This is a genomic window from Dactylosporangium sp. NPDC049742, assembly GCF_040674675.1.
Classification (GTDB): Bacteria; Actinomycetota; Actinomycetes; order Mycobacteriales; family Micromonosporaceae; genus Dactylosporangium; species Dactylosporangium maewongense.
This window is the reverse complement of record NZ_JBFANF010000067.1, coordinates 44,639-59,739: the sequence shown is the minus strand read 5'-3', so window position 1 is coordinate 59,739 and position 15,101 is coordinate 44,639. Positions and strand designations below refer to the sequence as shown.

Sequence of the window (15,101 nt, the reverse complement as noted above, 5' to 3'; positions counted from 1 at the left end):
GCAGCGTCGTCTTGCCGCGGTCGTGCGTGCCGTCGTCTGCCCCTGGTCTGGCTGGTCAGACGACGGTACGCACACCGCCGGGCCTTTAGTCCATGCTTGTCAATGGCTACGGTGAAATCACGTCACCGACAGGTGCACCAGATCGGGGTCGCCGGTGCGCCACGCCGGCACCGCGACGGCGACGTACCGGGCGGACACCGACCCGCCGAGCGTCGCGTAGGTCAACCCGTCCGTGGACGTTTCGATGCGGGCGGCGGGTGCGGTACCGGTCGTCCACGTGAGCGACACGGCGGTCACGGTCCGGGCGGTGCCGAGGTCGACGACCATCCGCCCGTTGGGGCCGGGCCGCCAGGACGTGGCCGGGTCGCCGTCGACGGCCCGGGACGGTTCACCCATGCCGGCCGGCAGCGGCGAGGTCGGGAACGTGGTGCGGCCGCGGGCCAGGTCGGTCGCCGGGGTGACCGGCCCGCCGAACGTGGCGGTGTAGCTGCGGGTCGCGCCGGCCGGTACCTGCGCCTGCGTGGACCATCCGCCGGCGGCGAGCCGGACGTCGACGGCCGCGCCGGCCGGGGCGGTGACGGTGAGGTGGTGCGAGTCGGCGACGTTGAACCGGGTGCCGGCCGGCGCGGTGCCGGTCACCGTGAACCGGGTGGGTCGCACGGCGCCGCCGGCGGCCGGCACGGACGCGGTCAGGTCCAGCCGGCCGTCGGCGCGGACCACGGACAGCCCCCGGTACAGCCGGTCGGCGCGGGTCAGGGTCAGCACCGCGTTGTCGACCGCGGTCGTGGACAGGTTGAGCAGGGTGAGGTACCCGTCGGCGTCGCTGAGCCGCAGCGTCGACGGCCCGCCGGTCGGCAGTCGCCGGGCGGCGGCCGCGGCCAGGTCGGTGCCCGTGCCGGTGTAGCCCTCGACGAGGGTCGCGGCCGGGATGCTGACCAGGGTCGGGGAGGCGGTGATCGGGCCGGCGGCGCCGTGCGCGACGACCCCGGCCCGGCCGTCGATCCCGGCCCATGCGCCGAGTGTGGCGTCGGGTGCGGTGACGGCGGTGCTCCACGTGGCGCCGTCGGTGGAGGTCTGCACGAGGTACGAGGTGGCGTACGCGGCCTCCCACGTCAGCGTCACGCCGGTGAGCTGGACGTTGCTGCCGAGGTCGACGGCGAGCCAGCTGTCGGCGCGGCCGCGCTCCTCGCGGGCGACGGCCCAGCGGGTGCCGGCGTTGCCGTCGACGGCGTTCGTGGCGGGGTAGGCCGGGTCGGCCGAGGACACGGTGACGGTGCGGCCGCGGGCCAGGTCGGTACCGGCAGTGCCGAACGCCTCGAACGCGAACAGCGAGTAGCCGTACTGGGTGGCGGCGGCCCGGCCGAGGAACCGCACGTGCCGGGCGGTGCGGGCGGCGAACGTCAGCCGGTCGGTGCCGCCGTCTCCGACGCCGGTCTGCGGGGTCACGCTGCCGGACGGGCCGGTGAACGTGCGGCTGCCGTCGAGGCCGGGCACCCCGGGCATCGACAGGTTGAACAGGGTCAGCGTGGCGGTGCCCGGTCCGGTGTAGACGACGGTGCCGGTCGGCAGCGTGGCGTAGCCGGCCCAGCCGGCGGCGGTCTGCAGCACGGTGGCGGTGGAGTCGACGCCGTCGCGGGCGGTGGTGTACGCGACGGTCGACTGCCGCAGCGGCGCCGCCGTCTGGGCGGGCAGGAATGCGGGCGCCCGGGTGTCGATCAGCCAGTTGTCGTGGCCCGGCTGCCACAGGAACTTGACCTGGCCCGGCTTGGTGACCGCGGCGGCGAAGCCCGTGACGCTCTGGTGCGCGGTCAGCCCGACCGCTGGGCCGAAGTCGCGGGTACCGGCGGCCGCGGCGAAGAACTCGGCGGACGTCACCGGCTGCACCGGGGCGCTGCGCCAGCGGTGGAACAGGTAGGCGATGGCGAGCTCGGCCCGGGCCTCCGGCTCGTACTTCTCCTCGCCGCTGAATTTCGTGAGCCGGTACTGCGGCGCGTACTGCAGGTACGGCATCAGCCGCGCGGCGAGGTCGGCCTCGGCGCGGGCGGCGTGCGGGTCGCCCTGGACCTGCGCGAGGAACGCGAGGGGCAGCACGTCGCGGCCGTACAGGTGGTACCGGTCGGCGACCATCGGCATCACCGGCTCGCCCGCGTCGCTGGCCAGCAGGCGCAGCGTCGCCCACAGCTCGCGGCCGTTGGGCTGGCGGGTCAGCACCTGCGGCAGCGGCCGGCCGGCGGCGAGGAAGTGCGCGGCCGAGCGCCCCGCGGTCCGCCACAGCTCGGCCTGGTAGTGCGGGTTCGCCGAGTTGTGGTTCTCCACGATGAACGTGTCGTGCAGGTTGCGGGCGACGTTCCAGGCGCTGACCGCGCGGCCGTCGACCACGGCCGGGTTGGCCCGGTCGGCCGCGGGCAGGCCGCTGGAGTTGGCCGCCCAGAACACGAACCGCTCCTGCCAGCGGGCCGCGTCGGCGTCGCCGGTGGGCGCCCACGCCAGGCCGGGCGCGATGGCCTGGGCGTAGACGCCCATCTCCTCGAGCTTGGTGTCGCCGATGTACCCGCCGGTGCTGCCGTTCGGCGACCAGGAGCCGCTGAGCGGGTCGTTGCCGGTGCCCAGCCCGTACGCATACGCGGCCTGCCCACGGGCGATCTTGTCCACGTTCGCGCGGGTGGTCGCGTCCAGGTCCGCCCACAGCAGCCGCGCGGCGAGCACGAAGTACAGCTCGAACGTCGAGTCCCAGAACAGCCGCTGCCCCCAGTCGGCGCCGCCGGCGAGCTTGTTCGTCGCGGCGAACCGGGTGATCGTGGCGAGGGTCCGGGTGCGCAGGGTGGCCGCGTCGACGCCGGCAAGGTCGGCGTCGTAGCCGTCGCTGGTCAGCAGGACGGCGTTGCCGAGGACAGCGGCGAACCGGAAGTCGGCGGCCCGGTAGGCGCCGATCGCCGGGTCCCACTGCTGCTGCACCCAGCGGGTGTGCACGAGCAGCAGCCGGTGGTACTCGTCGGCGACCGGGTCCGTGACCGCGGCAGCCGACAGCCGTGGCAGGGCGAGGGCACCACCGGCGGCAGCGAACGCGGCGAACAGGGTGCGGCGGGTCATCATGCCGAGTACCGTCGCAGCGCCCCGATACCGAGTCAATATCTCCAAAAAGGTTTACAAAACCCTGGTCAGCGGTCGTTGTGAACTGCTCGTCCAGCTGCGCACGGACACCGCCGGCGGCCCTGGCTGAGCCGCCGACGGAGGGTGGAACCGTGCTACGTGACGGTGACCGTCACCATGGTCGCGTGCGGGGCGCCCGCGCTGTCCGTGATGGTCAGCCGGGCCGTGAACGTGCCGACCCGGTTGTAGGCGTGGGTGGTCGTCGCGGTGGTGGTACTGGTGAACACCGCCGCGTTGTCGCCGAAGTCCCACTCGTACTTCGCGATGGTGCGGCCCGCCGGTGGGGTGGCGACCGCACTGAACGACACGGTCCGCGGGCCGCCGGTGGCCGGGGTCGCGGTGCCGGTGACGCTGGCCCCGGTCTCCTGCTTGACGCCCGCGCCGTTGAACCGCAGCCAGTCGATCGACATCAGGTAGGTGCCCGCCGGCGGTGGTGTCGCCGGGTTCTTGAACACCAGGTACAGGTTGAACGTGGTGCCGGGGTTGGTGAGGTTCACCGTCGGGGAGACGAGGTTGTCGTAGCTGCCTGAGTTGGGCACGGTCATCGTGCCGAGCACGGTGCCGGTCGGCGACCCGTTGCGGAACTCGATCGTGCCGCCGTAGACGCTGCTGACGCCGGCGGTGACCGAGCCGATGCCCTTGAGGTTGACCGTGCCGTACTGGATCCAGTCGTTGTTGTCGATGTCGCCGACGCGCTTGCCGGCGCGGGCCGAGGCCCGGTCGAAGACGGTCACGCCGGAGCTGCTGGTGAGGTGCTCCGCCTCGGTGCTCTTGGCGCGCAGCCGCACCTGGGTCGAGCCGGTCAGCGCGGGCACCCCGCCGGTCGCGCCGCCGTCCGTGTACTGCGCGGTCAGCACGGTGTACAGGTTCTGGCCGGGACCGTGCCCGTCGCCGGCGCCGGCGTCCGTGACGATCAGCCCCGAGCAGCCGGTGTAGTTGTCCAGCGGGTGCGCGTGGCTGTCGTGGCCGAGCAGGCTCTGGGTGACGACCCGCGTGCAGACGATGGAGGCGTCCTCGGGGTCGGTGACCGTCACCGTGTACGGGATGCGGTCGCCGAAGTCGGCGAACCCGCCGGCGGGCACGCTGATCGTCACGGTGGGCCGGGTGTTGCCGGCGGTGATCTGGGTGGTGGCCACGGCGGTCAGGCCGTTGGCCGGGTTGCGGACCGTCAGCCGCGCGTTGAACTGGCCCTTCGTGGTGTAGGTGAAGGACGGGTTGGCCGCGGTGGAGTCGGTCGTGCCGTTGCCGTCGAAGTCCCAGGCGTAGGTCACCCCGGCGGTGGAGCCGGCGCTGGAGAAGTTGACCGCGAGGGGTGTCGGACCGGAGTCCTTGTCCGCGGCGATCTTCGCGACCGGCGCGCTGCCGTTGGCCGCGTAGTCGATGCGGTAGATGCCGGCGCCGTCGTTCGTGCCGCCGCGGCCGGAGCCCGTCCCGGCGCCGAAGTCGATGACGTAGAGCGACCCGTCGGGACCGAACTCCGCCTCGAACGGCTGGACCCAGCTGAAGTCGGGGAAGACCGGGTTGATGGACTGCAGGTCGCCGACCTTCGTCGGGCCGAACCTGGCGTCGGTGAACGTCTGCGCAGTCTTGTGGATCGACAGCGTCTTGAACCACTTGCGGGTCAGCTCGTACACGAGCCACTTGCCCTCGTAGTACTCGGGGAACTTCGTCACCCGCGGGTTGGCCGGGTCGTAGTCGTAGACCGGGCCGGACATCGGGCCGCCGCCGCCGGTACCGACCTCGGGGAACTGCGTCGAGGCGGAGTAGGCGTACCAGACCAGCGCGCCACGGGCGGCCGGCAGGTTCGTCAGGCCGGTGTTGTTCGGCGAGTTGTTCACCGGCGCCGCGCAGTTGAACTTCGCCCCGGCCGTGCTGGTGGCGAAGTTGTAGTCGTTGAACGGGGTGTTGTTGCCGATGCAGTAGGGCCAGCCGTAGTTGCCGGCCGAGGTGACCCGGTCGAACTCGACGGTGCCCTCGGGGCCGCGGTTGGCGTCGGCGGCGCGGGCGTCCGGGCCGTAGTCGGCGACCAGCACGGCGTTGGTCAACGGGTCGACGGTGATCCGGAACGGGTTGCGGAAGCCCATCGCGTAGATCTCCGGCCGGGTCTTGGCGGTTCCCGGCGCGAACAGGTTCCCGGTCGGGTTGCTGTAGGTGCCGTCCGCGTTCGGCCGGATCCGAAGGATCTTGCCCCGCAGGTCGTTGGTGTTGCCGGCGGTGCCCTGCGCGTCCCAGGCGCGGCGGCCGGAACGTTCGTCGATCGGGGTGTAGCCGCTGGACTCGAACGGGTCGGTGTTGTCGCCGATCGCCGCGTACAGCAGGCCGTCCTTGCCCATGGCGAGGCCGCCGCCCATGTGCGAGTTGGCCCGACCCTCGCCGCGCCAGGTCGGGATGGTCAGCAGCACCTTCGGGTCGGTGGCGGTGGCACCGATCGTGTAGCGGGCGATGTTGATCTGCTTGGAGACCTTGTCGGTGTACAGCAGGTACACCCACCGGTTGGTGGCGAAGCCGGGGTCGACGGTGAGCCCGAGCAGGCCGTCGGACTGGGTGAGCAGGTCCGGGGTGTAGCCGAAGTCCAGCAGGGTGGCCACCGCGAGGGTGTCCTGGTTGATCACCTTGAGCTGGCCGGTGCGCTGGATGTACAGCACCCGGCGGTCGGGCAGGACGGCGAGCTCGAACGGGTCCGACAGGTTCTGGTCGACCAGCGGGACGCGCTGGAAGTTGCCGGTCTTCGTCGCGCTGCAGTCACCGGGGACGGCGCCGGCCGCCCACTCGATGCCGCCGCGCAGGTGGTCGAGGAACGCCGGCTCGCTGAACGAGGAGCTGCTGTGCCCGCCCGCGGTGTACCAGGACCGGCCGCCCTCGTAGTTCTGGCACCACGAGTACGGGTGGTCGACGCCCTCGTTGAGCCCGGCGATGCCGTCGCGGACCTTGATCTGGGCGAGGGTGTGCACCTTCCCGGTCGGGTTGGTGATCCAGTTGTACCACTCCTCGCTGCGCTCCCACAGCTCCGGCAGGTTCTTCGTGGACGGGTGCGCGTGGTCGAGCACCTTGATCCGGCCCGGGTACACGCCGCCGGTGGCGCTGAAGTCCGGGTGGTTCTCGAAGATGGTGCCGACGAGGCCCTCGTACCAGGTCCAGTCGCGCTCGCTGGCGGTGGCGGCGTGCAGGCCGACCCAGCCCTTGCCGGCGCGCACGAAGTTCTGCAGCGCGGTGCGCTGGGCGGCGTTGAGCAGGTCGCCGGCCGCGGGCGTGGAGTTGGTGTTGTTGAACACGAGCGCGTCGAAGCGGGCGAGGTTGGCGTCGGTGAACGCGGCGGCGTCCGTGGTCGCCTCGACCTCGAAGTTGTTGGCCGTGCCCAGCTGCTGGATCGCGGTGATCCCGGCCGGGATCGAGTCGTGGTAGAAGTTCGTCGTCTTCGAGAAGACCAGCACCCGGAACCGCGCCGCCGCGTGGGCGGGGGTCGCGGTGACGGGCAGGATGAGGGAGACCGCCGCGAGCGTGGCGAGGCACGCGCGGCGGAGCTGTCGACGCATGGGCACTCCTACAATGAGCAGCACGAACACAGAGGAACGCGCTTTCCTGGGCCGCCGACTGCCCGTAGCGTAGGGCCGACATTCGCTACCGTCAATAGACATGTCGATCGGTTCCGATCTCTCCTTGCCGGGACGGGGTGCCGCCCCCTACAGTGCAGGAAAGCGCTTGCCCACGGCGGGGCGGCGCAGCTTGGAGGTCGACGGACAATCACCCCGACGGATGGAGTGCTGATGTGAGTGTGTCCAGTTCGGCCCGGATCCCCGCCACGGTGGACCGGGACGCGACACCGGCGAAGACCAGCCCCCGGACCGAGCGGCGCATCGGCGTGCGCCTGCGGCGGTTCACGGGGTCGCTGTGGCGCCCGGCCCTGGTCCTGGCCGGCCTGTTCGCCGTCTGGTGGTTCATCACCTGGCGGGAGCTGGTCGCCCGGTACCTGATCCCGCCACCGTCGGAGGTCTGGACGATCTTCCGCGACGAGTTCGGCTTCCTCATGCGCCAGACCTGGGTGACGTTCTACGAGACGGTGCTGGGCTTCGTCCTGGCCGCCGCGCTCGGGCTGGTCACCGCCGTGCTCATCGTCTACTCCCGGACGCTGGACAAGGCCGTCTACCCGCTGGTGCTGTTCGCCCAGGTCATCCCGAAGATCGCGGTCGCGCCGCTGCTCATCGTCTGGTTCGGGTTCGGGCTCACCCCGAAGATCGTCCTGGCGGTGCTCATCGCGTTCTTCCCGGTGGTCATCTCCGGCGTGGCCGGCCTGCGCTCCACCGACCCGGAGCTGCTGGACCTGTCCTCGACGATGGGCGCCGGCCCGTGGAAGACGTTCCGGAAGATCCGGTTCCCGAACGCGCTGCCGCACCTGATGTCCGGGCTCAAGGTCGCCGTGACACTCGCCGTCACCGGCGCGGTCGTCGGCGAGTTCGTCGGCGCCAGCGAGGGCCTCGGCTACGTGCTGCAGGTCGCCAACGGCAACCTCAACGCGGCCATGCTCTTCGCCGACCTGCTGCTGATGTCCGCGATCGGCATCGTGCTGTTCGTCGTCGTCGAGATCGCCGAGGCGCTGCTCATCCCGTGGCACGCCAGCCGGCGCCGGCCGGTCTCCCTCACCACCTCCTGATCCCCTCGCCGAAGAGGAAGACTTCCATGAGGTCATTCATTGCCCGTACCGCCGCCGCCGTCCTCCTCCTCGGGGTGGCCGCCTGCGGTACCGACAAGGCCGCCGAACCCGCCAAACCCGGCGCCGCCGAGAAGCTCACGCTGACCCTCAACTGGGTCCCGTACGGCGAGCACGCGCCGTTCTACTACGGCCTGAAGCAGGGCTACTACAAGGCCGAGGGCATCGACCTGCAGATCAAGCCCGGCAACGGCTCCGGCAACGTGATCAAGGCGGTCGACCAGAAGCAGACCGACATCGGCTGGGCCGACACGCCGGTGCTCATCCGCAGCGTCGCCAGCGGGATGAAGGTCAAGAGCGTCGGGGTGTTCCTGCAGAAGGGCCCCACGTCGATCCAGTTCCTCGCCGACAAGAACATCAAGTCGCCCGCGGACCTGAAGGGCAAGACCGTCGGCGGTACCCCCGGCGACGCGATCTACGCGACCTTCCCCGCCTGGCTCAAGGCCAACGGCGTCGACCCCAAGGACGTCAAGGTCGTCAACGTCGACGCCGCGGGCAAGATCGCGGCGCTGGCCGAGGGCAAGGTCGACGCGATCCAGGGCTTCTTCCACGACCAGTCCCCCACCATCGAGGCCAAGACCGGCAAGAAGATGGACCGGCTGCTGTTCGCGGACTTCGGCATGAACCTGCTCGGCACCGGCATCGTCGTGCACGACGACACGCTCAAGAGCAAGGCCGACCTGATCAAGCGGTTTGTGCGGGCCACCCAGAAGTCGTGGGCGGAGGCGGCCAAGGACGTCCCCGGCGCGGTGGACGCGATGGCGGAGCTCGCCGACAACGAGCCTGCCAAGGAAGTGCTCACCAAGCAGCTCAACCTCGGCCTGACCCTGATCGAGGCCGGCAGCGGCCAGTCCGGTGTCAACGCCGAGAGCAAGTGGACCGAGACCCTGGACATCATGGCGAAGAACGCCGACCTCAAGGATCCCGGTACACCGGCGAAGTACTGGGACAAGTCGTTCACGGCGGCGGCATGACCGGCCAGCGAAGCGGCTCGGGCCGGTCATCATGTGGCAGGTTCGGGGCAGGCCGACGCCGGAGCGCAGCGGAGGTGGCGGCATGACCGGCCAGCGAAGCGGCTCGGGCCGGTCATCATGTGGCAGGTTCGGGGCAGGCCGACACCGGAGCGCAGCGGAGGTGGCGGCATGACCGCGACGCTCGCCACCGCGCTCGACGGCGTCACCGTCCGCTTCACCACGAAGCAGGCCCGCACGACCGCGCTGGAGGACGTCTCGCTGCGGGTCCGCCCCGGCGAGTTCGTCACCATCGTCGGCCCGTCCGGGTGCGGCAAGTCGACACTGCTCAAGCTGGTCGCCGGCCTCGTCCGCCCGACCACCGGCACGGTCTCGCTGCAGGGCCGGCCGGTCACCGGGCCGCAGCGCGACATCGGCTTCGCGTTCCAGCGCGCGGCGCTGCTGGAGTGGCGCGGCGCGCGCAAGAACATCCTGTTGCAGGCGGAGATGCGCGGCATGCCCCGCGCCGAGGCCGCCCGCCGCGCCGACGAGCTGATCCGGCTCACCGGCCTGCAGGGCTTCGAGCACGCGCTGCCGCACGAGCTGTCCGGCGGCATGCAGCAACGCGTCGCGCTGTGTCGGGCGCTGCTGCACCAGCCGCCGGTACTGCTCATGGACGAGCCGTTCGGCGCCCTCGACGCGCTCACCCGCGAGCAGCTCAACGCCGAGGTCAACCGCATCTGGCGGGAGACGTCGACGACCGTGCTGCTGGTGACGCACTCGATCGCCGAGGCGGTGTTCCTCGGTACCCGGGTCGTGGTGATGAGCCCCCGGCCGGGGCGCATCGAGGAGGAGTTCGAGGTGGACCTGCCGGCGGAGCGCGAGTACGCCGCCGTCATGTCCGACCCGCGCTTCGACCGGCTCGCCACCCGGATCCGCGGCCTGCTCGGCTCCACCGCCAACCACTGACGGGTGCTTCGGGGCATCCCGGACGACGTACCGACGCGGTGCGTCGTCCGGGATGTCTCTGGTCCTGGCCGCTGCGGCCCTCGTCGCCGGCGGCGTGGTCTATATCGCCGTCCGGTCCTCGCCGGTGGCCCGCCCCAGGAACAGCTTCGCGTGCTCGTAGCGCAGTGAGATCGACAATGGCTTACCACCATCGGCGCGCGTCAAGTCCCGTGGCTCGTGGGTCGGATGCTGTCAGATGGGTTGTTCGCCGGGTTGTCGGGTGGCGGGCTCACCGGTTTCGGGTGCCCATTCGGTCGACGTCGTCGGCGCGGGCGTGATCAGAGCCATGCAGTCCGCCGGGCAGCGGGTGCTCGTCTCACCGGACCCCGCATTGGGTCAACGTTTCAGCTGAGCTCCGGATTCGGGCCGGGCGGTTCCGTCTGGTCCGGGTCGGTTGGTCCGTCGTCGCGGGGATCGCGGTCCAGGTCGGTCCAGCGCGGCGCCGTCGGCGGTCTGCGTGTAGACCTCGACGCCCGCCGGCGGTGCCTCAACGCCGCCTTCGCACCTCACAGTCAAGCACCGGGGTACGACAGGAAAGGCATCCCGAGCCGCTCCGCGGCCCGCGCGCCGCGCGCCCACGCCCGCCGGGCGGCTCGGGTCCGCCCCCGCAGCGCGAGATGCCGCCCGAGCACGCCCCCGTACCGGGGCCGCGCCATCGGATACGTGCGCGCGTACCGCCGCAATCGCCGCACCGCCGCACCCTCGACAAGACGCACCGCACCCGTGTCGAAGGAGGCGCCGATCAGTGCCTGGCAGACCTCCGCGATCCCGGCCAGGGCCTCGAGCCCGTACTGCGCCGGCGCCGGCCGCGGCCCGATCAGGTCGTCGGCCACCCGCACCGCCCGCCACGCCGGACCGTGCCGCCCGGCCGCCAGGTGCATCCGCGCCTGCGCGGTGTGCAGCCGCGCCGCGTCGATCCGCGACGCGGACGGCAGCAGCGGCAGCGCCTCCTCGACCCACCCCGCGAGCGCGGGGTCGGCCGGGTCGTCGGCGAGGGTCGCCTCCAGCAGGATCAGCAGCCCCCACAGGTGCACGACCGGGTCCTGGCGCTGCCGCCCCGCCGCGACCCCCGCCGCACCCGACGCGAGGGCCTCCGCCCGCCGCCCGGTGAGGTGCTGCGCGACCCCCGCGATGAGCCTGACCTCGTCGGACCACCGGTGCAGCGGCGCGTCGGGATGCCGGGCGAGGACCCGCGCCGTGGCGGCGTCGACGGCGGCCCAGTCGGCGGTCCCGGTCCAGTACAGGCCCCCGACTATCCCGACCCAGCAGGTGGTCAGCGGGTCGGTGGTGCGGGCGGCCGCGGCGACGGCGGCCGCGAGCTGCCGGCGGGCCAGCCGATGCAGGCCGACGGTGCCCACGACCATGCCGAGCCCGGCACGGGTCCGGGCGGTGAGGTCGGCGTCGGGGTCGCGGTCGATGTCGTTGACCGCGCGCAGCGACAGCGGCAGCATCGGCCGGTGCTCGTCGAGCACCCAGTACACCTCGTTGAGCGCGAAACCGGTCGCGGCCAGCTCCCGGAACACCGAGGGACGCGCCGGCGTACCAGAGCGTAAGGGGCGGCGGACGGACCGGACGAGCTCGACGACGGTCATCGCCGCCCAGCCGGCGGCGGAGCGGGGCAGCGGCGCGCCAAGGACCGCGAAGGCCCGCTCCAGCTCCCGGCGCGCCGCCGCGGCGTCGCCGAGCTGCTGGTGCGCCTCGCCGAACAGCCGGTGCCAGCGGGCCCGGGCCAAGTCTGGCACCTCGGTGCGGCGCAGCGCGGCGGCGAGGACGGCCTGCGCCTCCTTGAACGCGCCGGTCCGCCGGTACAGCATCCACAGCCGCCGCAGGTGCGCGTCGAGGTCCTCGGGTGCGGCGGCGGCGACGAGCCAGTCGGTGGCGGTCCGCAGGTTCGCGGTGTCGTCGAAACCGGCACCGGCGTAGTGCAGCGCGTGCCGCCGCCGGGTGTCGGCCTCCTCGCCCGGGTCCTCGGCGAGCCGTTGCCGCAGGTACTGCCGCAGCAGCTCGTGCATCGTGTAGCGCTCGTCGGGCCCGGCGGTGATCAGCGACTGGTCGACGAGCCCGCCCAGCAGCGGCAGCCCGGCGTCGGCGACGGCGGCCGCGGCGGCCAGGTCGAAGCCGTGCGGCACGGACAGCCGGCGCAGCGCGCGCCGTTCCTCGTCGGTCAGCAGGCGCACGGAGGCGTCCAGCACCGACCGGATGCTGCGGTGCCGGGCCGGCACGTCCGGCGCGGTGGTGGACAGCAGCTCCAGGCCGCGTTCGAGCCGGTCGGCGATGGCGCCGGGGGTGGCGGCGCGGACCCACCGGGCGGCGAGCTCGATGGCGAGGGGCAACCCGCCGACGAGCCGGCAGACCCGTGCGGCGCCGTCGACGTCGGTCTCGACGCCGGGGCGCAGCAGCCTGGCCCGTTCCTGGAAGAGCCGCACCGCCGGGTAGCCGTCGCCGGGGGTGCCCGGCGGCGGGAACGGCAGCCCGGACACCTCGACGAGCCACTCCGCGCCGATCCCGAGCGGCCGCCGGGACGTCGCGAGCAGCTGCAGGCCGGGCACTCGCCGCAGCAGCTCGGCGAGCGGCGCCGCGGCGCCCGGCAGGTGCTCCAGGTTGTCGAGCACGACGAAGATCCGGCGGCCGGTGAGGTGCGACACGAGCAGGTCGAGGGGGTCGCGCGGCGCGGTGAGCGGCACCCCGAACGCGGTGGCGAGGTCAGCGACGACGAGGTCGGCAGCGTCGTCGGTACGGTCGATGCCGGCGAACGACACGAACACGGCTCCGGTGTCCGCTTGCGCGAGCTCCAGGGCGAGGCGGGTCTTGCCGGCACCGCCCGGCCCGACCAGGGTGACGAGCCGGCAGGCGGGATCGCCGAGCAGCTCCCGCAGCCGGGCCAGGTCCCCTTCCCGCCCGACCAGCGACGTGAGCGGCCGCGGGTCCGGTGCGGGCGCGGGCGTCGGCGCCGGCGGGGCCGCGATCGAGTCCCGCAGCGCGGTCGTCGCCGGTGAGGGCGGGACGCCGAGGTCCTCCTCCAGGAGGTAGCGGCAGGTCTCGTACTGGGCGAGCGCCGCGCCGCGCTGCCCACCGGCGGCGAGGAACCCCATCAGCGCCCGGTGCGCCTCCTCGTGCAGCCGGTCCAGCTCCAGCACCCGCCGCGCCGCGTCGATCCCGGCCGCCGGGTCGCCCGCCTCCGCGGCCCGGCGGGCGGCGCGGTCGAGCACGAGCAGCATGTCGGCGTGCAGCGCGGCCCGCCGCACCGCGACCCAGTCGTCGAACAGCGCCGCGCCCGGCACCTCGAAGCCCTGCAGGAACTCCCCGCCGCACAGCCGCACCGCCTCCGCGGCCGGCAGCGCCGGGTCGAGCAGCGCGACGGCGTCGACCCAGACCGGGGCGCCTTCGGCGAACCCGACGGTCCGCCGGTCGACGTCGAGGTGCCCGGGCACGGCCCGGCGCAGCTTGGTCAGCACCAGGCGCAGGTTGGCCCGGGCCGTCGCCTCGGGCAGGTCGCTCCACAGCAGCCCGGCGAGGGCCGAGCGGGTGTGCCCGGTGCCGGTCACCGCGAGGTAGACCAGCAGCGCCGCCGCTTTGGCCGAGGCGGGTCCGGTCAGGGGCCGCCCGTCGAGCGCGATGTCGGCGCGGCCGAGCGTGTGGATCGTGAGCCGTTGCTCCGTCATCGCCACCGTCACCGCTGCCACCGCTGCCGCCGTCGTCGCCATGCACGGTAACGCCCGCGCACACGTTCGGGAAACGGTCCGCACACGCTCGCCCGCCTACCTTCCCGGCCATGACTGCGAATTCGGTACACCACCTGGTGCTGCGGCACGCGGACCGCCTCGCCGGCAAGGCGGCGCTGCTCGACGCCGCGACCGGCGCCACCATCACCTACCGGGAGCTCGCCGACGGGGTCGCGCGGGTCGCCGCCGCCCTCACCGCCCGCGGGTTCGGCCGCGGCGACGTCCTCGCCGGGTACAGCCCGAACCTGCCCGCGTACGCGCTCGCCGTGTACGGGGCGATGGCCGCCGGCGGGACGTTCACCGGCGCCGACCCGTCGCTGACCGCCGCGGAGCTCGCCACCCAGCTCGCGGACTCGGGAGCGCGGCTGCTGGTCACGGCGCCGACGCTGCTGGAGCGGGCGAAGGACGCGGCCGGGCGGGCCGGGGTCGGCGAGGTCCTCTGCTTCGACGAGCTCACCGGCGACGCGCCCGCCCCGCCGCCCGCCTCGCCGCCCGACCCGGTGCTTGACGGGGACGTCGCGGTGCTGCCGTACTCCAGCGGCACCACCGGACTGCCGAAAGGCGTCGAGCTCACCCACGCGGCGCTCGTCGCCAACGTCGGGCAGGCCCAGGCGGTGCTCGGGTTCGCCGAGGACGACGTGATCCTCGCCGTCGCGCCGTTCTGCCACGTGATCGGGCTCAACCTGCTGCTCGCCGGTGGCCTCGCGGCCGGCGCGACCGTCGTCACCCTGCCCCGTTTCGATCTGGAGGCATTCCTGCGCGCGATCCAGGACCGGCGGGTCACGCTCACCGTTGTCGTGCCGCCGGTCGTGCACGCCCTCGCCGGGCACCCGCTCGTCGACCGCTTCGACCTGTCGTCGCTGCGCGCGCTCGGCGTCGGCGCGGCGCCCCTGGACGCGGCGACGGAGCAGCGCTGCGCGGAACGGCTCGGCTGCACCGTCAGCCAGGGCCTCGGCATGACCGAGACCGGGGCGCTGATCGCGGTCAGCGACCCGGCCGCGCCGCGCCGCGGGTCCGTCGGGCGGCCGCTGCCGGGCACCGAGACCCGCATCGTCGACCCCGCCACCGGCGCCGACCTGGGCCTGGGGCGCACCGGCGAGCTGTGGGTCCGCGGTCCGCAGCTGATGCGGGGGTACCGCGGCCGCCCCGCGGAGACCGCCGCGACCCTGGACCCGGACGGGTGGCTGCACACCGGCGACCTGTGCCACTTCGACGAGGACGGTCACCTGTACGTCGTCGACCGGCTCAAGGAGCTGATCAAGCACGGCGGGCACCAGGTCCCGCCGGTGGAGCTGGAGCAACTGCTGCGCATGCACCCGGCGGTCGCCGACGCCGCCGTGGTGGGCCGGCCCGACCCGGTCGCCGGGGAGGTGCCGGTCGCGCACGTGGTGCTGCGGTCCCCGGCGACCGCGGAGGAGCTGCTGGGTTACGTGGCGGAGCGGGTCGCGCCGTTCAAGCGGCTCGCCGCGGTCACGTTCGCCGCCGACCTGCCCCGCTCCGCGACCGGCAAACTTATGCGCCGGGCGCTGCGGTGAAGGCCTTGCCGGCGCGTGCGACGGGCTCTGC

The 15,101-nt window shown here is 73.2% G+C and carries 7 protein-coding genes; 4 read left to right on the top strand and 3 right to left on the bottom strand.

Features of this window, described 5'->3' with window-relative positions; translation table 11 throughout:
- Positions 1-117: 117 nt before the first annotated feature.
- Entirely contained in the window at positions 118-3,093 is a 2,976-nt protein-coding gene (locus tag AB0J72_RS48250; RefSeq protein WP_363412637.1) for a discoidin domain-containing protein, read from the bottom strand.
- Positions 3,094-3,245: 152 nt separating this feature from the next.
- A complete protein-coding gene (locus AB0J72_RS48245; RefSeq protein WP_363412635.1) occupies positions 3,246-6,683 on the bottom strand; it encodes a ThuA domain-containing protein in 3,438 nt (1,145 codons plus the stop codon).
- 233 nt (positions 6,684-6,916) lie between these two features.
- On the opposite strand from AB0J72_RS48245, the gene AB0J72_RS48240 reads away from it, so the two are divergent.
- From AB0J72_RS48240 to AB0J72_RS48230, 3 genes are all read left to right on the top strand, one after another.
- Positions 6,917-7,798, top strand: coding sequence for an ABC transporter permease (locus AB0J72_RS48240; RefSeq protein ID WP_363412633.1), 882 nt, complete (start codon positions 6,917-6,919; stop codon positions 7,796-7,798).
- A 26-nt stretch (positions 7,799-7,824) separates the two neighbouring features.
- Entirely contained in the window at positions 7,825-8,829 is a 1,005-nt protein-coding gene (locus tag AB0J72_RS48235; protein WP_363412631.1) for an ABC transporter substrate-binding protein, read from the top strand.
- Between the two features lie 168 nt (positions 8,830-8,997).
- Positions 8,998-9,774, top strand: a complete 777-nt coding sequence (locus tag AB0J72_RS48230; RefSeq protein WP_363412629.1) for an ABC transporter ATP-binding protein — start codon at positions 8,998-9,000, stop codon at positions 9,772-9,774.
- A 551-nt stretch (positions 9,775-10,325) separates the two neighbouring features.
- On the opposite strand, the gene AB0J72_RS48225 is transcribed toward AB0J72_RS48230, so the two are convergent.
- The gene (locus AB0J72_RS48225) at positions 10,326-13,475 is read right to left on the bottom strand and encodes a BTAD domain-containing putative transcriptional regulator (protein ID WP_363412627.1); all 3,150 of its coding nucleotides are present in this window, start codon (positions 13,473-13,475) and stop codon (positions 10,326-10,328) included.
- A 110-nt stretch (positions 13,476-13,585) separates the two neighbouring features.
- Here AB0J72_RS48225 and AB0J72_RS48220 point away from each other — a divergent pair, with 110 nt between their 5' ends.
- Positions 13,586-15,070 (top strand): AMP-binding protein, encoded by a 1,485-nt coding sequence (locus AB0J72_RS48220; RefSeq protein WP_363412625.1) that lies wholly within the window; start codon positions 13,586-13,588, stop codon positions 15,068-15,070.
- Positions 15,071-15,101 lie beyond the last annotated feature (31 nt).

Bases quoted from the DNA above. Each gene is read 5' to 3' on its own strand.
- AB0J72_RS48250 (WP_363412637.1), bottom strand. From the start codon at position 3,093: ATGATGACCCGCCGCACCCTGTTCGCCGCGTTCGCTGCCGCCGGTGGT.
- AB0J72_RS48245 (WP_363412635.1), bottom strand. From the start codon at position 6,683: ATGCGTCGACAGCTCCGCCGCGCGTGCCTCGCCACGCTCGCGGCGGTC.
- AB0J72_RS48235 (WP_363412631.1), top strand. From the start codon at position 7,825: ATGAGGTCATTCATTGCCCGTACCGCCGCCGCCGTCCTCCTCCTCGGG.
- AB0J72_RS48230 (WP_363412629.1), top strand. From the start codon at position 8,998: ATGACCGCGACGCTCGCCACCGCGCTCGACGGCGTCACCGTCCGCTTC.
- AB0J72_RS48225 (WP_363412627.1), bottom strand. From the start codon at position 13,475: ATGACGGAGCAACGGCTCACGATCCACACGCTCGGCCGCGCCGACATC.
- AB0J72_RS48220 (WP_363412625.1), top strand. From the start codon at position 13,586: ATGACTGCGAATTCGGTACACCACCTGGTGCTGCGGCACGCGGACCGC.